Genomic DNA, 15,587 nt, shown 5'->3' on the forward strand with positions numbered 1-15,587 from the left:
CTACCGGGTTTTTGCCCGAGATTCGGACAAAAGGAAAAAAGGTGGAGAGTCGATCTGTAAGCCGGGTTCTGTCTTGAACAGTCATTCGTCTACGATGGCCATCACTGGACATCTTTAGCAACCTACCCGGTCCCAGCGCGGGCCACGCCTTGGGACCCTATTTGGTCTTGCTCCAAGTGGGGTTTACCTAGCCACGAACTGTTGCCAGACGTGCGGTGCGCTCTTACCGCACCTTTTCACCCTTACCGGCACCGAAGTGCTTAGGCGGTTATTTTCTGTGGCACTTTCCGTAGGCTCACGCCTCCCAGGCATTACCTGGCACTTCGCCCTATGGAGCCCGGACTTTCCTCCCCCCCCTAATTTTCATAGAGGGCAGCGACTGTCCAATCGACTCTCCGCCGCGAAGGTTAACGGCACGGCGGCCTCAGGACAAGTATTAAAAGTGCAGCATTGCCATCACGTTCAGACGGAATACCGGCTTAAGCCCGGAACTATTCGCCTTTCTGTTTATCCAGCGCGACTTGATACAACACGTTCTTGCGCACACCGGTAATTTCCGCCGCCAGGGCCGCCGCACGCTTGAGCGGCATTTCCTTGAGCAACAGGTCCAGCACGCGCATGGCTTCGCTGCCTACCGCATCCTCACTCTCCGGCGCCGTCCAGCCCGCCACCAGCACCACACACTCACCGCGCTGCTGGTTGCTGTCACCTTCGACAAACGCGCGCAACTCTTCCAAGGGCAGGCCCTTGAGGGTCTCGAAGGTTTTAGTGATTTCACGGGCCAGCAACGCCAGACGCTCGCCGCCGAAGACCAGCTCCATGTCCTGCAGGCATTCGAGAATGCGATGGGGGGCTTCGTAGAAGATCAGGGTACGCGGTTCTTCCTTTACCGCCTCAAGTCGCGCGCGGCGCCCCACGGCCTTGGCCGGCAGGAAGCCTTCGAAAATAAACCGGTCCGACGGCAGGCCCGCCGCCGACAATGCGGCGATCAGCGCGCACGCACCCGGAACAGGCACTACATTGATACCAGCGGCCCGCGCCTGGCGGACGAGGTGATAGCCGGGGTCGGAGATCAGCGGCGTGCCCGCATCGGAGATCAGCGCCACGTCATCGCCCGCCAGCAAACGCACGATAAAACGGCTGCCTTCTTCGCGCTCGTTGTGCTCGTGGCAGGCCGCCAATGGCGTACTGATGCCAAAATGCTGCATCAACCGCTGGGAGTGCCGGGTGTCTTCGGCCGCGATCAATTTAACGTCGCGCAACACTTTCAGCGCCCGGGCACTGATGTCGTCCAGGTTGCCAATGGGCGTCGCCACGACAAAAAGCGAGCCTGCAGTGGAATTCAAAGGACCTGGAGCAGTCAAAACGCACACCTCGATGATTGGCAAAGGGCACATTGTAGCTGTAGGCGCCTTGAAAATATGCCCTCGCGGCCGATGCCTTTTAAGCCATTGATGGCGCAACGCAACATTTGCACGACCTAAATCGACGGTTTCACGCCAGTAACATCGCGCCTGGGCCAGTGCTTGGGTACAATTCCACGCTAATTTGATCGGTATCAGGAACACTTACATGATCGCTTGCCTGCGGCTGCTCTCCGCCCTCTGCCTCGCTGCCTTGCTGGCCGCGTGTGCCAGCTCGCCCTCGTCCAGCCTTGGCGACCTTCCACGGACCCCGGACGCCAGTATCGAGCAACTGCTCGAACAGGCCACTACCGCCAAGACGCCAGAACAGGCGGCATTGCTGCGCCTGAGCGCAGCTGACATGGCCTACAAACAGAACAACCCAGGCCGCTCGGCGCAGATTCTGGCGCAAGTGCCCCTGGACGTCCTCAAGCCAGCCCCGCAAGTGTTCGCCAGCACCCTGGCCGCCGAACTGGCGATGGCACGCAACCAGCCCAAGGCTGCGTTGACCGCCTTGAACCACCCAAGCCTGCAAAGCCTCAAGGACCTGCCGGCTGAACAGCAGATTCGCACCGGCACCGTCCACGCCCGCGCCTATGAAGCCGATGGCCAGACCCTGGCCGCCGCCCGCGAGCGCGTGGCCATGGCGCCGCTGCTGAGCGGCGACGCCGCCAAAAGCAACCACGAAGCCATCTGGGCGCTGATTGCCGCCCTGCCGGCCGAACAGCTGCAAGCCAGCGGCAACCCGGTACTCGACGGCTGGATCACCCTGGCCCAGTCGGTCAAGGGCGCCGGTACGCTGGAGCAACAACAAGCCGCCATCGACACCTGGCGCGCGCAGAACCCGGGTCACCCGGCGGCGGTGAACCTGCCGACGCCACTGACCAAGCTCAAGGAACTGGCCAGCCAGCCCCTGACCAAGATTGCCCTGCTGCTGCCCCAGGATGGCCCGCTGGCCTCCGTCGGCAAGGCGCTGCGCGAAGGCTTCATGGCCGCCCACTACCAGGCCGAACAAGCCGGGCAGAAGCCGCCGGTCATCGAGTTCTATGACAGCTCGCGCCTGACCTCCCTCGACGACTTCTACGCCAAGGCCCAGGCCGCCGGCGTGCAATTGGTCGTCGGCCCGCTGGAGAAGCCGCTGGTCAAACAACTCAGCGCACGCCCTCAGTTGCCGATCACCACCCTGGCCCTGAACTACAGCGAGACCGATCAAGGCCCGGCGCAATTGTTCCAGTTCGGCCTGGCCGCAGAAGACGAAGCGCGCGAAGTATCGCGCCGCGCCCGTGCCGACGGCCTGCACCGCGCCGCCGCCATGGTGCCGCGTGGCGAATGGGGTGAGCGCGTCTACAAGGCCTTCCGCCAGGATTGGGAAGCCAACGGCGGCACCGTGGTGGGTGTCGAGTATGTCGACCAGCCTGTGGCCCTGGCCCAGCAAATCGCCGACCTGTTCCAGCTGCGTAAAAGCGAAGGTCGCGCCAAGAGCCTGCAAAGCACAGTCGGCACCGACGTAGCAGCACAACCGTCGCGCCGCCAGGACATCGAATTCATCTTCCTGGCCGTTACCCCGCAACTGGCCCAGCAGATCAAGCCGACGCTGAACTTCCAGTACGCCGGTGATGTGCCGGTGTACGCCACGTCCCACGTATTCAGTGCCAGCGGTGACAAGAACCAGTACCTGGACATGACCAACGTGATGTTCTGCGAAACCCCTTGGCTGCTGAACACCACCGACCCGCTGCGCAACCAGGTGGCCGCGCAATGGCCGCAAGCCAATGGCAGCCTCGGCCGCCTGTACGCGATGGGTGTCGACGCCTACCGCCTGGCGCCACGCCTGGGCCAGCTCAAGGCGCTGCCGGATACCCGCGTGGATGGTCTGTCGGGCAACCTCGGCATCAGCGCCAACCAGCGCGTTGACCGCCAGATGCCATGGGCCAAGTTCGTCGGCGGCGAGATCCAGCGCCTGCCGGACACCCCGCGCTGATGCCCGAGCGGTCCAGCGCACAAAGCGGCAAGGATGCCGAACTTCAAGCTCTGAACTACCTGCAACAACAGGGTCTGCGCCTACTGGCGCAGAACTGGTTGTGTAAACGCGGCGAGCTTGATCTGGTCATGCTTGACGGCGATACAGTAGTATTCGTCGAAGTCCGCTACAGAAAACACGCACAATGGGGTGGCGCGCTCGCCAGTATCGACGGGCGCAAGCGTCAGAAGCTGATACTCGCCGCGCAGTATTTCCTGCTAAATGAGCATCGCTGGGCCGACGCCCCCTGCCGTTTCGATGTGGTTGCCATAGAAAGCACACCGTCTGGCAAGGCTGATCTGAACTGGCTCAAAAGTGCCTTCGACAGCTGATTCGCCGGGCATCTTCACCACACACTTTTGCTCTTTGCTTTGCGGGCTGCACATTCCTGTGCCAAACAGCCGCGCTACTTAAGGTCACACAGATGGACATGCAATCCCGAATTCGCCAGCTTTTCCAGGCCAGCATCGACACCAAGCAACAGGCGATGGACGTACTTGCACCGCACATCGAGCAAGCCAGTCAGGTCATGGTCAATGCCTTGCTCAACGAGGGCAAAATGCTTTCGTGCGGCAACGGCGGTTCGGCCGGCGATGCCCAGCATTTCTCGTCCGAGCTGCTCAACCGCTTCGAGCGCGAGCGCCCAAGCCTGCCGGCCATTGCCCTGACCACTGATTCGTCGACGATCACTTCGATCGCCAACGACTACAGCTACAACGAAATCTTCTCCAAGCAGATCCGCGCCCTGGGCCAACCGGGCGATGTGCTGCTGGCGATTTCCACCAGCGGCAACTCGGCGAACATTATTCAGGCGATCCAGGCCGCACATGATCGCGAAATGATTGTCGTAGCATTGACCGGCCGCGACGGCGGCGGCATGGCTTCACTGCTGCTGCCCGAGGACGTGGAGATTCGCGTCCCGGCCAATGTCACCGCACGTATTCAGGAAGTCCACCTGCTGGCGATCCACTGCCTGTGCGATCTGATCGACAGCCAACTGTTCGGGAGTGAAGAATGACCGTTAAAAGTCTCAGCCTATTGGCTATCGCGCTGTGCCTCGGCATCAGCGGTTGCAGCACGGCCATCACCGCGACACGAGACACCCCCATTCAGGACGATAAGGGCACACGTACTTTCGGCAGCAAAATTGATGACTCGCTGATCGAAACCAAAGTCGAAGTCAACGTCGCCAAGGCCGCCACCGACCTGGGCAATGGTGCTTCGCGCATCGTCGTCACCAGCTTCAACGGCGTGGTGCTGCTCGCCGGCCAAACGCCGCGTGCCGACCTGAAAGCGCAGGCCGAACAAGCCGCAGCCGCCGTGCAGCGGGTCAAGAAAGTCCATAACGAACTGCAAGTCATGGACCCGATCACCCTGCTGGCCATCAGCAACGACGCACTGCTGACCACCAAGATCAAGGCACAGATGTTGACCGACAACGCGATCCCAGGCTCGCGCATCAAAGTCGTCACCGACAACGGCATCGTGTACCTGATGGGCCTGCTGACCCAGGCAGAAGCGACCCGCGCCGCCAACCTGGTACAAGGCGTGTCCGGCGTGCAGAAAATTGTAAAAGTGTTCGAATACATCGACTGATGGTGCCCGACACAAAAAAGCCCCCTGCGCCATTGGCGTCAGGGGGCTTTTTTTATCCAGCGATGACTCAGACCTCGCTCACCAACACATCGGCAATACGAATACTCAGGGCCGCGCCGGTCAACGTCGGGTTCACGCAGGACGACGACGGCATCACGCTGGTACCGGCGATAAACAGGTTGGCGTGGTCATGGCTGCGGCAATCGCGGTCGACTACCGAATCCTTCGGATCATCGCCCATGATGGTCGTACCCATGATGTGCTGACGGTTCTGGAAACCGACATCGGTGCTGAGGATATCGGCGTTCAGCAGCGTGGCGAACTGCTTGAAGTCCTCCAGGGCTTTCTCTTTACCGGCGTGCCAGTAGTCGGGAACGCTGTAGTAGATCTCGGGCACCGGCAGGCCGATGGCGTCGAACTTGGTCTTGCTCGGCGTCACGCGGTTTTCCGGCAGTGGCAGGGTTTCGAAGTCCACCGCCCAGTTCAGTGAACGCGCCGACTGCAAGCGAATCTGCTCATCAAGCTTGGACCCCAGCACACCCTTGGCGATCAGGTTGGAGGTGATCTGCGCGGTCGGCACCGTGTTGCGCACCTTGATCTTGTAGCCCGGGTAGTCCTTGCGGAATGCACCGTCGCGGCTGTTCAGGTACACCAGCAGTTGGGTCGGCCCCTCTCCCGGCCACATGTCTTCCTTGGTCATCACGTTCATGCTGATGCCGGTGTGGTCCATCAGGTTGCGGCCCACCTGGTCAGACGAGTTGGCAATACCGTTGGGGTACTTGTCCGAGGTGGACATCAGCAACAGCTTGGGCGACTCGATGCCATAGGCGGCCAGCACAAAATAACGCGCGGTCAGTTTGTGGGTCGACTTATCGGGGCGCATGTACCAGATGGCGGTGATTTTGCCGTCGTCGCCCGCCTCGATTTTATACACCACCGAGTTTTCCAAAACCTTGGCGCCGTGGCGTTCAGCCTCGTCGATATGCATCGAGCCGTCGTACTTGGCGGCAATCGGACACACCGGGTTGCAGTTGTTGTTGCCGGCGCACGGCGGGCGTTTGCCGTAGGGGCGCGTCGCTCGACCATTGGGCTCCAGGATCGGGTTGTAGCCGCCCTTGCCGAGCATCTCCGACAGCCTTGTGAACATGTAGCTCGGCTTGAGCCCTTCCATCGGGTACGGAATCGAGCGCGGCGGGAACGCCTCGCCGCCCTGCCCGCTTTCGTCCTGGCCATCGACGCCGGACACGCCCAGCTCGGTTTCGGCACGCGCATAAAACGGTTCGAGTTCGTCGTAGCTGATCGGCCAGTCGCGGCCGCGCCCGTACAAGGACTTCAAGCGAAAATCGTTGGGCAGCATCCGCCACAGCGATGAACCAAAGTGCCAGGTGGTACCGCCCACCACCCGCAAATACGAGGTGTTGTATTTGACCGGGCCGACCTGCTGCAAATAATCGCCATAGGTCGACGGCGCATGCGGCAGGCTCGGGTACGGTGAACCCGCCCCCTGCAACTTGGCATTGGCCAGGGACAGCTTGACCGGGGCGTTGCGGAAGGTTTCCACCACATCGCGGCGATTGACCCGCGGGCCGGCCTCCAGAACGATCACCGACTTGTTGGCCTTGGCCAGGCCGGTCGCAATCAACCCGCCCATGACACCGGAGCCGATGATGACTACGTCAGCGTCGAATTCAGTGTTGCTCATAGTGTGAAGTCCTGTGGCGCTTTAGGTTTGGAGCCCCAGGAATCCGGGCCGCCACCGTAAGTGGGGATGATGAGGGTGCCGTGGGTGGGCCGGTACATCAGCGCTTCGCTGTAGCTGATGAGCTCGGCGTCGACCGGCTCGCCGACGATGCCCAGGTACCAGGCGGAAATGATGCTGATGGCCGTCGCCTTCAACGACGGGTCGGCATCGGCCAGCGCCAGGTAGTCATCGACATGCTTGAGGCCGCGCTCGGCAATCAGCTGCTTGAGCGCGATCACGTTGGTGGCGAAGTTTGGCGCACGTTTATCCAGGGCCGCGTAGTAACGAGCCGCCAAAACCGCGTTGACCGGGCGGCGGACCAGGAACTGCGACAGCGCCGCAAAATCCGCGTCCGACTGGGCGCTGGCCATGGCCGATTGCCACGGCATCACGCCACTGACCAGCGCCACCAACCCCAGCGTGACCGAACCGCGCAGCAGGCTGCGGCGCGACAGTGCATTGCGTGATGAGTCCATGCTTCAAACCTCCCGACGTCGGCGACGAACAATGACGATCACCACCAGGGCAATCAGGATGCAGGCGAGGACGATGGCCGGAATGGTGAACCTGGCCATGACCGCCAACGGCGCCTTTGGCCCACCCTCGCGCACCTGGGCCACATCGGCTGCGGTGACCTTCAACGCGTCATTGCCATAGCGGGACAACACGTAGTTGCTCACGTCGGCAATCTGCTGATCGTTGAGGCGGTCGGTGAACAGTGCATCCGGGCCGAAGGCCGGCATGTCGATCGCCACGCCATCCACTTCACGGTGCACGCCGTAGACAATCGCCGCGATCAGGTTGTCGCTGCGGCTGGTGGCGGTGTTGTGGAACAGCGAGGGGTATTCGCGCGTGCCCTGGCCGTTAGGCTGATGGCAGTTGGCACAGGTACCGCTGAAGATATGCCAGCCGGGGTTATCTTCGGGCTTGCCGCCACGCAGGGTCAGCTCATCGCTGGAAGCCTGGCCGAACGCATGGCGAGGCTTGGTCTCGCCGGTGTTGATCGGCTGGGTTTGCAGCAGGTAGGCGGCGATGGCCTTGAGGTCGACATCGTCCAGATGTTGCAGGCTGTGTTCGACGGCTTCGGCCATCGGACCGGCGGCTTGTGCCTTGCCTTCGACATGGCCGGTGCGCAGGTACGCCACCAGTTCAGCGCTGGACCAGGCGCCAATGCCACTGGTTTTATCCGAGGTGATATTGGGCGCGTACCAACCGCCCAGCGCGCCGCCGACGAGCGGCTTGCTGTTGTCGGCCGCCATCAGCACATTGCGCGGGGTGTGGCAGGTGTCGCAGTGGGCCAGGGCATTGACCAGGTAGTCGCCACGGTTCACTTCGGCAGATTTGCCCGGGTCCGGCGTGAAGCGTTTCTGGCTGTGGAACAACGCGTTCCAACCGAGCATCGAGGCGCGGATGTTAAACGGGAAGTCGAGGTTGGTCTTCTGCGTCGGCGCGTCGACCGGCTGCACTTCGTGCATGAAGTACTGGTAGAGGTCCGCCACGTCGGTGTCGGTCATCTTCGCGTAGGAGGTATACGGCATGGCCGGATACAGGTGCGTGCCATCGGGCGTCACGCCATCCCTGACCGCACGGGCGAATTGTTCGGCGGTGTAACCACCGATACCCGCTGATTTGGACGGCGTGATATTGGTCGAATAAATCACTCCCATCGGCGAACTCAGCGGATAGCCGCCAGCAAAGGGTTGCCCACCGGGCGCGGTGTGGCAGGCCACACAATCGGCGGCGACCGCCAGGCGTTTGCCCGGTGACGCGGTGGCATCCAGTGCTTGGCCGTACGCACCGCCAGCCCCCCAAACCACAAGCGTCAGCACGCCTGCCAAGGCATGTTTGATGCCTTTTTCCCTGACCGTTTTACGCGGCATCTTGTTTACCTTACGAAACTGCACTCATGGCTTTCACGGACTCGTAAGCTCTGGCGGCTTATCGAATAATTCATATTGTCATCGGACGTCATATGACAAGACGGGGCGAATATTTCACGCTGAGCAATATTTGGCAACAGATTAAAAGGCAATTTGCCATCCATCTGTGATTTGACTTGAAGCGTCTAGACAGGGGTTTTCAGCGTGACATCCGTAAGGACAACGGCAACATTAATGGGTTTTTTAGAGAAAATGCGTAGGTTTCTGTGAATTTTGCCCATGCTTGAACGTATGTGCTGACATCTCCTGTTTTCGACAATCATTAAAAAGCCATGAAAAATATAATAACCATATGATAAATAAACAATTTCTATAAATTCTCCTGATACCGTCGATTGAAAGCCGCTCATCTTTCACAGCGGGATCCAGATCAAAAAATCAGCAAAAAACCCGTGAAAAGCCGCGTTTTAGAGCGGTTTCAATCTGCGAAATATTCTGTAACCCTTCAGTCCTGGACGAAGCTGTCGATAGTAGTACGACAACTGCCGCCACCCAGCCGGTGCCGGCCTCCACTTCGTTGATGAATCAATCAGCATCTTTCCAGGACGAACCGATGAGCTGGCTTAACGACGCAAAACTCTCGACCAAACTGATTACCTCCTTCTCACTGTGCGCCTTGATCACTTTGGGCGTAGGTGTGCTGGGCAGCCGGGGGGTATCTGCACTGTCGGAAAGCCTGAGGCTGGTGTTCACCAACAACCTGGTGTCGGTCTCGAACACCGCCCAGACCAAAACCAAAGCCGTTGGCCAGAGCCGCGACCTCTATCGGCTGTACACCGCTTATGCCAGCGACGCGCCGCAAAGCGTCAAGGACGAGTTCATCGCCTCGATGAATGCCAACCGCCTGGCCAGTGAGCAGGCGTTTGCGCTCTACCGCGCGACACCTCTGGCCGACGACGAGCGGGCGGCGGGCGACAAGATGGATCGCGACTGGCCGGTGTATCAGGCGATGCTCCAGCAATACGTGGCCCTGCTGCAGGCCCACGACCTGGATAAAGCCCGCGCGCTGTTGTTCGGCGACCTGCAAAAAAACTACCGCACGGTGATGGATGAATTGACGATCATGGTCGACTCCAATGAACGCCAGGTAGCCGAAGGAGCGAAGGAAGCCACGGCACAGGAGGCGTCTGCCAAGAACACACTGTACTCAGGCATCGTGCTCGCCTTTATTGCGGCGATTTTGCTCGGCCTGTTTGTCAGCCGTCTGATCAGCCGCCCGATTGCCACCGCAGTGACCAGCGCACGGCGCATCGCCGATGGCGACCTGACCCAGACCATCGTCAGCACCGGCCGAGACGAAACCGGCCAACTGCTGAGCGCCCTGGGCGATATGCAGTCGAGCTTGAAACAAACCATCCAGCAGATCGCCAGCGCCTCGGATCAACTCGCCTCAGCCGCCGAAGAGCTAACGGCCGTCACCGATAACGGCAGCCGCGGCCTGGTGCGCCAGAACGATGAGATTCAGCAAGCCGCCACGGCGGTTACCGAGATGACGTCGGCGGTTGAGGAAGTGGCGCGCAATGCGGTGTCCACCTCGGAGGCGTCCCATACCACCAGTCAGCAGGCCACCAATGGCCGCGACCAGGCGCGCAAAGCGGTCACGGCCATCAACCTTGCCACCACTGAAATCGACTCATCGACCAGCAGGGTCAAGGACCTGGCCGGCCAAGTTCGCGACATCGGCAAAGTGCTCGACGTAATCCGTGGCATCGCCGAGCAGACCAACCTGTTGGCCCTCAATGCCGCCATCGAGGCCGCCCGAGCCGGTGAGCAGGGCCGTGGTTTTGCCGTGGTCGCCGACGAAGTGCGCGCCCTCGCCGCCCGCACGCAAGCGTCGACCGGGGAAATCGAAGGCATGATCAACACCGTGCAAGCCAGCGCCGACCAGGCCGTAGGCGCCATGGGCAAAAGCCAGGCGCTGGTCAACGACACCCAGGCCCTCGCCCAGGCCACGGGGGAAGCGCTGGAGCTGATCGCAGAGGGTATTTCCCAGATCAACGAGCGCAACCTGGTGATCGCCACTGCGTCGGAAGAGCAGGCCCACGTGGCGCGTGAGGTCGACCGCAACCTGGTCAATATCCAGGACCTGTCGACGCAAACGGCAGCCGGCGCGCATCAAACCAATGCATCGACCCAGGAACTGTCGAACCTGGCGACTTCGTTCAACACCCTCGTCAGCCGCTTCCGCCTGTAAAACATCCGGCCACAAAAAAGGGCGCCGTGCATTGACTGCACGGCGCCCTTTTTACTGGCGAGCCTTTACTGGTACTGCGAGTACGGGTTGCCCTGGAACTGGTTGTTCTGCTGTGGCGCTTGTTGCTGGGCGCTTGGCTGGCCGTACTGCTGGCCAGGGATCGGGCCGAGGTTCACTTCCACACGACGGTTCTGGGCACGGCCATTCACGTCGGCGTTGCTGGCGATCGGGTTATCCGGGCCGGCACCGCGTGCACTCAGGTTGGCAGCGCTGACGCCCTGGGAGGTCAGGTAGTTGGCCACGCTCTGCGCACGGCGCTGGGACAGGTCCATGTTCAACTGGCGGCTGCCGGTGCTGTCGGTGTAGCCGACGATCTGGATGGTGTTCTGGCTGAACTGCTTGAGAGAGTTGGCCAGGTTGTTCAGCGGCGTGTAGAAGCTGCTGGAGATCGCATCCGAGTTGGTCGCGAAGGTGATATTGCCTGGCATGATCAGCTTGATCTGGTCGCCCTGACGCTGAACTTCAACCCCGGTATTGGCCATGCTTTCGCGCAGTTTCTTTTCCTGCTGGTCGGCGTAGTAGCCATAACCCGCTGCGCCTGCACCGGCAACCACCGCACCGATCAACGCACCCTTGCCACGGTTGTTGTGGTCGATGGCGGCACCTGCCAACGCACCCGCCAAGGCACCCAGGCCACCGTACTTGGCGGTTTTGCTCATGCCGCCGGACTCATTACTCGCCTGGCCCTGGCCGCCGCCGCTGTAAGGGTTAGGTGAAGCGCAGCCGGACAACAGGGCTACGACCGTAGCAACAACAAGCAGACGACGGGAAGTGAACATGAAGGAAGCTCCTACTTTTGCATTCTGTGGTGCAAAGGACATTGGCAATGGATCTGTGCCGAGTTTGGAACGCGACAAGCGGTAAAAATTCCGTGGCCGCAGCCTGGGCTGTAACAAAACATCGGCCGCCAGCGCCGCTACAGAAACCGTAGCAGACAGATCCTGAATACAACCTGTGTTTTTGCTACAACAGGTCTGCTCATGCACGAACAAACGGGTTCTCGCGCATCTCATCCCCCAGCCGTGTATCCGGGCCATGACCGGTCACCACGGTCGCGCCTTCGTCGAGGGTATACAGCCGTTGCTTGATCGAACGCACGATGGTCGCCTGGTCCCCGCCCCACAAATCCGTGCGCCCTACGCCGCGCCGAAACAACGTATCGCCGGCAATCAAAAGCTTGGCATCGGCGAACCAGAAACTCATCGAGCCCGGCGTATGCCCTGGCGTGTGCAAGGCCACGCCGCAGCCACAGGCCAACTCCTCGTCGTCCTCCAGCCAGCGATCCGGCGACGGTACCGGGGTATAGGGCACACGAAACATCTGGCACTGCATTTCCAGGTTGTCCCAGAGGAATTGATCCTCTTTGTGCAGGAGCAAGGTGGCCCCGGTTTTCTCTTTCAACTGGCCGGACGCGAGGAAATGGTCGAGGTGCGCGTGGGTGTGGATGATGCTCACCACTTTCAGGCCCAGCGCCTCGAGGCGCGCGAGGATCAGTTCGTGGTTGCCGCCTGGGTCGACGACGATGGCTTTTTTGGTGATGGGGTCGCCGATGATGGTGCAGTTGCACTGCAAGGGGCCGACGGGGAAGGTTTCGCGGATGAGCGTCGGTTTGGGGGTGGTCATAGGGGGCCTCGAGTGCGAATCAGATAATTGCACTATTAAAACAGACTGGGGCTGCTTCGCAGCCCGGCGCGAGCAAGCTCGCTCGCCACCTAGCCGATCAGTTTCAGTTCCTGCGCCCGCGCCACGGCCTGGGTGCGACGCTCCACACCCAGCTTGCTGTTGATATGGCTCGCGTGGGTCTTGACCGTGTGCAGGGAGATAAACAGCCGGTTGCTGATTTCCTGGTTCGAGCAGCCTTGAGCGATCAATTGCAGCACCGCCAGCTCCCGGGCGCTCAGGGTTTCATGATTGGCTGACGGCTCGGCCATGGCAACGGCCGGTAGATATCCCAGCAGGCTCTGATTCAGCACACCATGGGGATCCTTGCCGAGTTGCTCGCGCATCCAGTCCGGGTGACCGGCCAGCAACCGCTCAAAAGGTTGCAGCGCGCCACCTGCGCCCGCCTCCAGGGCCTGGGCCAACACCGGCCGCGCCTTGGCTTCATGGCCGCCCTCCAGCAGCAACTGCGCCTGCTGGGTCAGGGCCATCAGGGCAATCATCTGGCGCCCGCTGTTGTGGGCCTGTTGTGCCAATTCTGTAAGGCGTTGCTGCGCGGCCTCGGGTTGATGGCGAATCGCATCCAATGCAGCCTGTTGCAGCCCGATATGCTGCGGCAGGTGTGGATGAAACTCCGGTGCGGCGGCGGCATGTTCGCCGTTGTAGGTCTGCCCCAGGCGGGTCAGCCAGGCGTCGGCCAGGTCGGTGCGACCCTGGGCCAGCCACAGCTCGCATTTGATCAGGGTGATCATCGCCAGGTAGTAGATCGGCGGCACATCCCAGATGTGCATCAGGCGTTCGGCTTCAGCGAGTTCGGCGAAGGCGCTGGGAAAGTCACCGCGCCGCCCTTCGAAGCTGGCGATCACGCAATGCCCGATCAGCACGCTGATGTCGCGGCAGGCGCGAGCCTCGGCAAGGCCAGCGCGCAAACGCACAAGGCCGGCTTCGGGCTGGAAACGCACCAGCAGCAAGTAACCTTCGTACAGCGATAACCGCGCACGCACGGCGTACAGCCGCTGGGGGGCCAGGCCCTGCAGGCGTTGCAGGCCCTGGCGCACTTCATCCAGGGAGCGCAGGATTTCGCCGCGCGCCTGCAATACCCGCGCACGGTCGTAATGGGCCAGGGCCTCGAACAACGGATTACCGACACGCTGCGCCAGCTCCAGGGACTCGCGATTCAACCCACGGGCGCGCCACAGGTCGGCATCGACAATGGCCAAATTGGACAGCGCCGACAGGCACATCAAACGTTGCCCGTAACGCCGCTGCGGCAGGCTCTCCAAGGCTTCGCTGCAATAGCGCTGGGTCAGCTCGCGGTCACCGCGCCCGCGCGCAATGATCCCGCTCAGCGCCAGCCATTGGGCCAGCATCGACTTCTGCGCGGTGGCGGACGGCGCCGGCAGGAAGCGGCTCAGGTAACTGGACAATTCCTCCGCCGCATCCAACTGGCAGGCCAGGCCCAACGCCCAGCTGTACAGCACAATCAAGCGCGGCGTGCTGATCAGCAGGCTGTCGGGCAAGTCCATTTTCCAGCGCAGCAGCATGCCCACATTCTGCTCGGCCAGCAGTTGTTCTTCGGACAGGTTCTGCACCAGGTTGGCGGCCACATCTAGGTGGCCGGCGCGCAACGCCTGCTCCACCGCTTCATCGATCAAGCCCTGAGCGTTAAACCAGCGACACGCGCGCAGGTGCAGGCTGGCCGCCGGCAACACATTGCTGCTGGCGCGCCGCGTGCGCAGCAGGTCGGAGAACAAATGGTGATAGCGGAACCAGTGGCCCTGCTCGTCCAACGGCACCAGGAACACCTGGTGGGATTGCAGGTAACGCAGGATTTCGGCGCTGTCGTGGGCTTCGCGCACGGCGTCGCACAGCTCGCTGCAAAAGCGCTCCTGGGGCGCGGTGTCGAACAGGAACGCCTGGACTTCGGCCGGCAGGCAGTCGATCACCTCTTCGAGCAGGTAATCGCGGATCAACCCTTCGCCACCGTGCAGGCTCTGCGGCAATGCACCTTCGCTGCCGGCTTCGGAAGCAGCCAGCAACCAGAAACGCAAGCCGGCCACCCAGCCTTCGCTGCGACGGATCAGGTTGTCGAGGGCCTCGCCACGCAAGGAGCTGCTGTGACGGTCAAGTACGGCGAGGGATTCGGCATGGGTCAGGCGCAGGTCCTGTTCATGCAGTTCCAGCAAATGCCGCGACAGACGCAGCCGCGCCAGGTGCCAATCCGGGCGCTGGCGGCTGGTGACCAGCACCAGCAGGCCATCGGGCAAATGGTTGAGGAAAAATTGCAGGCAGCGATCCAGCACCGGGCCCTGGGCCAGGTGGTAGTCATCCAGCACCAGCAACAGCGGCGCACGGGTGGACAGCTGCACGGTCAGCTCATCGAGCAACCCATCGAGCCACTCTTCGAAGGCGAAGGGTTGGTGGCGCTGGCGCATTTTCAGCAGGCCCAGGGATTGGGCGCCGAGTTGCGGGAAGTATTGCTGCAGGCCTTCGAGCAGGCGTTCGAGAAAACGCCCCGGGTCGTTGTCCCGTGGGCTCAGCCCCAGCCACAGGCTTTGCCAGTGGGCCGGCAGGCTTTGGCAGAACTCCACCGCCAACGAGCTTTTGCCGAACCCAGCCGGTGCGCTGACCAGCAACAGTCGCCCCTCCAGCCCGGCAGCCAGCCGTTCGCACAGGCGCGGTCGCAGCACATAGCCGTCGGGCAGCGGTGGCCTGTAGAAGCGACCTTCCAGGGTCGGGATAACCGCGCTGGCAGGCCCTTGGATTCGGGACAGATCAGTCATCGCCGGGCTCTTGTAGAAGGCTGTTGTCGGCATTGCAGATGTCCGCAGACTAGCGGTAAAAGCCGCAGGTTTGTAGATCTTTGCAACATTTGCCTTAAAAAGAACTGCGACAAAAAATGTGGGAGGGGGCTTGCCCCGGTACAAACCGGGGACATCGTTTACATTTCTAACCGGGGACATGGTTTACAGGT

The 15,587-nt window shown here is 61.5% G+C and carries 12 protein-coding genes and 1 other RNA gene; 5 read left to right on the forward strand and 8 right to left on the reverse strand.

All coding sequences use genetic code 11. The features are described 5' to 3' along the window. Positions 1-41: 41 nt before the first annotated feature. Positions 42-395: RNase P RNA component class A (rnpB, locus tag AC0IYH_RS28035), an RNA gene on the reverse strand. A gap of 96 nt (positions 396-491) precedes the next feature. After that, positions 492-1,397 carry a 16S rRNA (cytidine(1402)-2'-O)-methyltransferase gene (gene rsmI, locus AC0IYH_RS28040; RefSeq protein WP_116629059.1) on the reverse strand — a complete coding sequence of 302 codons (906 nt, stop codon included), beginning with the start codon at positions 1,395-1,397 and terminating at the stop codon, positions 492-494. Between the two features lie 175 nt (positions 1,398-1,572). Between rsmI and AC0IYH_RS28045 the strand changes: the two genes are divergently transcribed. From AC0IYH_RS28045 to AC0IYH_RS28060, 4 genes are all read left to right on the forward strand, one after another. Continuing rightward, a complete protein-coding gene (locus AC0IYH_RS28045) occupies positions 1,573-3,384 on the forward strand; it encodes a penicillin-binding protein activator (protein WP_471837269.1) in 1,812 nt (603 codons plus the stop codon). Beyond that, a complete protein-coding gene (locus AC0IYH_RS28050; protein WP_122773713.1) occupies positions 3,384-3,755 on the forward strand; it encodes a YraN family protein in 372 nt (123 codons plus the stop codon). Before AC0IYH_RS28045 ends, AC0IYH_RS28050 begins: the two co-directional genes overlap by 1 nt. Before the next feature lie 92 nt (positions 3,756-3,847). Continuing rightward, on the forward strand, positions 3,848-4,441 hold the full coding sequence (locus AC0IYH_RS28055) for a phosphoheptose isomerase (protein ID WP_007904374.1): 594 nt from the start codon (positions 3,848-3,850) through the stop codon (positions 4,439-4,441). Beyond that, a complete protein-coding gene (locus AC0IYH_RS28060) occupies positions 4,438-5,019 on the forward strand; it encodes a BON domain-containing protein (RefSeq protein ID WP_101266635.1) in 582 nt (193 codons plus the stop codon). The genes AC0IYH_RS28055 and AC0IYH_RS28060 overlap by 4 nt, the downstream gene beginning before the upstream one ends. Before the next feature lie 67 nt (positions 5,020-5,086). Here AC0IYH_RS28060 and AC0IYH_RS28065 read toward each other — a convergent pair whose 3' ends face one another. Genes AC0IYH_RS28065 through AC0IYH_RS28075 form a run of 3 tightly spaced genes read right to left on the reverse strand, consistent with a single transcriptional unit; the run spans position 5,087 to position 8,640 of the window. Next, entirely contained in the window at positions 5,087-6,721 is a 1,635-nt protein-coding gene (locus AC0IYH_RS28065) for a GMC family oxidoreductase (protein WP_116629062.1), read from the reverse strand. Then, complete coding sequence (locus AC0IYH_RS28070; RefSeq protein WP_471837270.1) at positions 6,718-7,236, reverse strand: sugar dehydrogenase complex small subunit; 519 nt, start codon at positions 7,234-7,236, stop codon at positions 6,718-6,720. The genes AC0IYH_RS28065 and AC0IYH_RS28070 overlap by 4 nt, the downstream gene beginning before the upstream one ends. Before the next feature lie 3 nt (positions 7,237-7,239). Beyond that, on the reverse strand, positions 7,240-8,640 hold the full coding sequence (locus AC0IYH_RS28075; protein WP_471837272.1) for a cytochrome c: 1,401 nt from the start codon (positions 8,638-8,640) through the stop codon (positions 7,240-7,242). A gap of 613 nt (positions 8,641-9,253) precedes the next feature. Between AC0IYH_RS28075 and AC0IYH_RS28080 the strand changes: the two genes are divergently transcribed. Next, positions 9,254-10,894, forward strand: coding sequence for a methyl-accepting chemotaxis protein (locus AC0IYH_RS28080; protein WP_471837273.1), 1,641 nt, complete (start codon positions 9,254-9,256; stop codon positions 10,892-10,894). A 65-nt stretch (positions 10,895-10,959) separates the two neighbouring features. Here the strand turns inward: AC0IYH_RS28080 and AC0IYH_RS28085 are convergent, their stop codons facing one another. From AC0IYH_RS28085 to AC0IYH_RS28095, 3 genes are all read right to left on the reverse strand, one after another. Next, on the reverse strand, positions 10,960-11,733 hold the full coding sequence (locus AC0IYH_RS28085; protein ID WP_101266625.1) for a YiaD family glycine zipper/OmpA-like lipoprotein: 774 nt from the start codon (positions 11,731-11,733) through the stop codon (positions 10,960-10,962). Positions 11,734-11,932: 199 nt separating this feature from the next. Continuing rightward, positions 11,933-12,577: an MBL fold metallo-hydrolase gene (locus AC0IYH_RS28090; protein ID WP_471837275.1), complete on the reverse strand. Its 645-nt coding sequence runs from the start codon at positions 12,575-12,577 to the stop codon at positions 11,933-11,935. 89 nt (positions 12,578-12,666) lie between these two features. After that, positions 12,667-15,396, reverse strand: a complete 2,730-nt coding sequence (locus AC0IYH_RS28095; protein ID WP_471837277.1) for a winged helix-turn-helix domain-containing protein — start codon at positions 15,394-15,396, stop codon at positions 12,667-12,669. Between the last annotated feature and the right edge of the window lie 191 nt (positions 15,397-15,587).

Source organism: Pseudomonas sp. AC463 (assembly GCF_979253585.1).

Bases quoted from the DNA above. Each gene is read 5' to 3' on its own strand.
- rsmI (WP_116629059.1), bottom strand. From the start codon at position 1,397: ATGTGCCCTTTGCCAATCATCGAGGTGTGCGTTTTGACTGCTCCAGGT.
- AC0IYH_RS28045 (WP_471837269.1), top strand. From the start codon at position 1,573: ATGATCGCTTGCCTGCGGCTGCTCTCCGCCCTCTGCCTCGCTGCCTTG.
- AC0IYH_RS28050 (WP_122773713.1), top strand. From the start codon at position 3,384: ATGCCCGAGCGGTCCAGCGCACAAAGCGGCAAGGATGCCGAACTTCAA.
- AC0IYH_RS28055 (WP_007904374.1), top strand. From the start codon at position 3,848: ATGGACATGCAATCCCGAATTCGCCAGCTTTTCCAGGCCAGCATCGAC.
- AC0IYH_RS28060 (WP_101266635.1), top strand. From the start codon at position 4,438: ATGACCGTTAAAAGTCTCAGCCTATTGGCTATCGCGCTGTGCCTCGGC.
- AC0IYH_RS28065 (WP_116629062.1), bottom strand. From the start codon at position 6,721: ATGAGCAACACTGAATTCGACGCTGACGTAGTCATCATCGGCTCCGGT.
- AC0IYH_RS28070 (WP_471837270.1), bottom strand. From the start codon at position 7,236: ATGGACTCATCACGCAATGCACTGTCGCGCCGCAGCCTGCTGCGCGGT.
- AC0IYH_RS28075 (WP_471837272.1), bottom strand. From the start codon at position 8,640: ATGCCGCGTAAAACGGTCAGGGAAAAAGGCATCAAACATGCCTTGGCA.
- AC0IYH_RS28080 (WP_471837273.1), top strand. From the start codon at position 9,254: ATGAGCTGGCTTAACGACGCAAAACTCTCGACCAAACTGATTACCTCC.
- AC0IYH_RS28085 (WP_101266625.1), bottom strand. From the start codon at position 11,733: ATGTTCACTTCCCGTCGTCTGCTTGTTGTTGCTACGGTCGTAGCCCTG.
- AC0IYH_RS28090 (WP_471837275.1), bottom strand. From the start codon at position 12,577: ATGACCACCCCCAAACCGACGCTCATCCGCGAAACCTTCCCCGTCGGC.
- AC0IYH_RS28095 (WP_471837277.1), bottom strand. From the start codon at position 15,396: ATGACTGATCTGTCCCGAATCCAAGGGCCTGCCAGCGCGGTTATCCCG.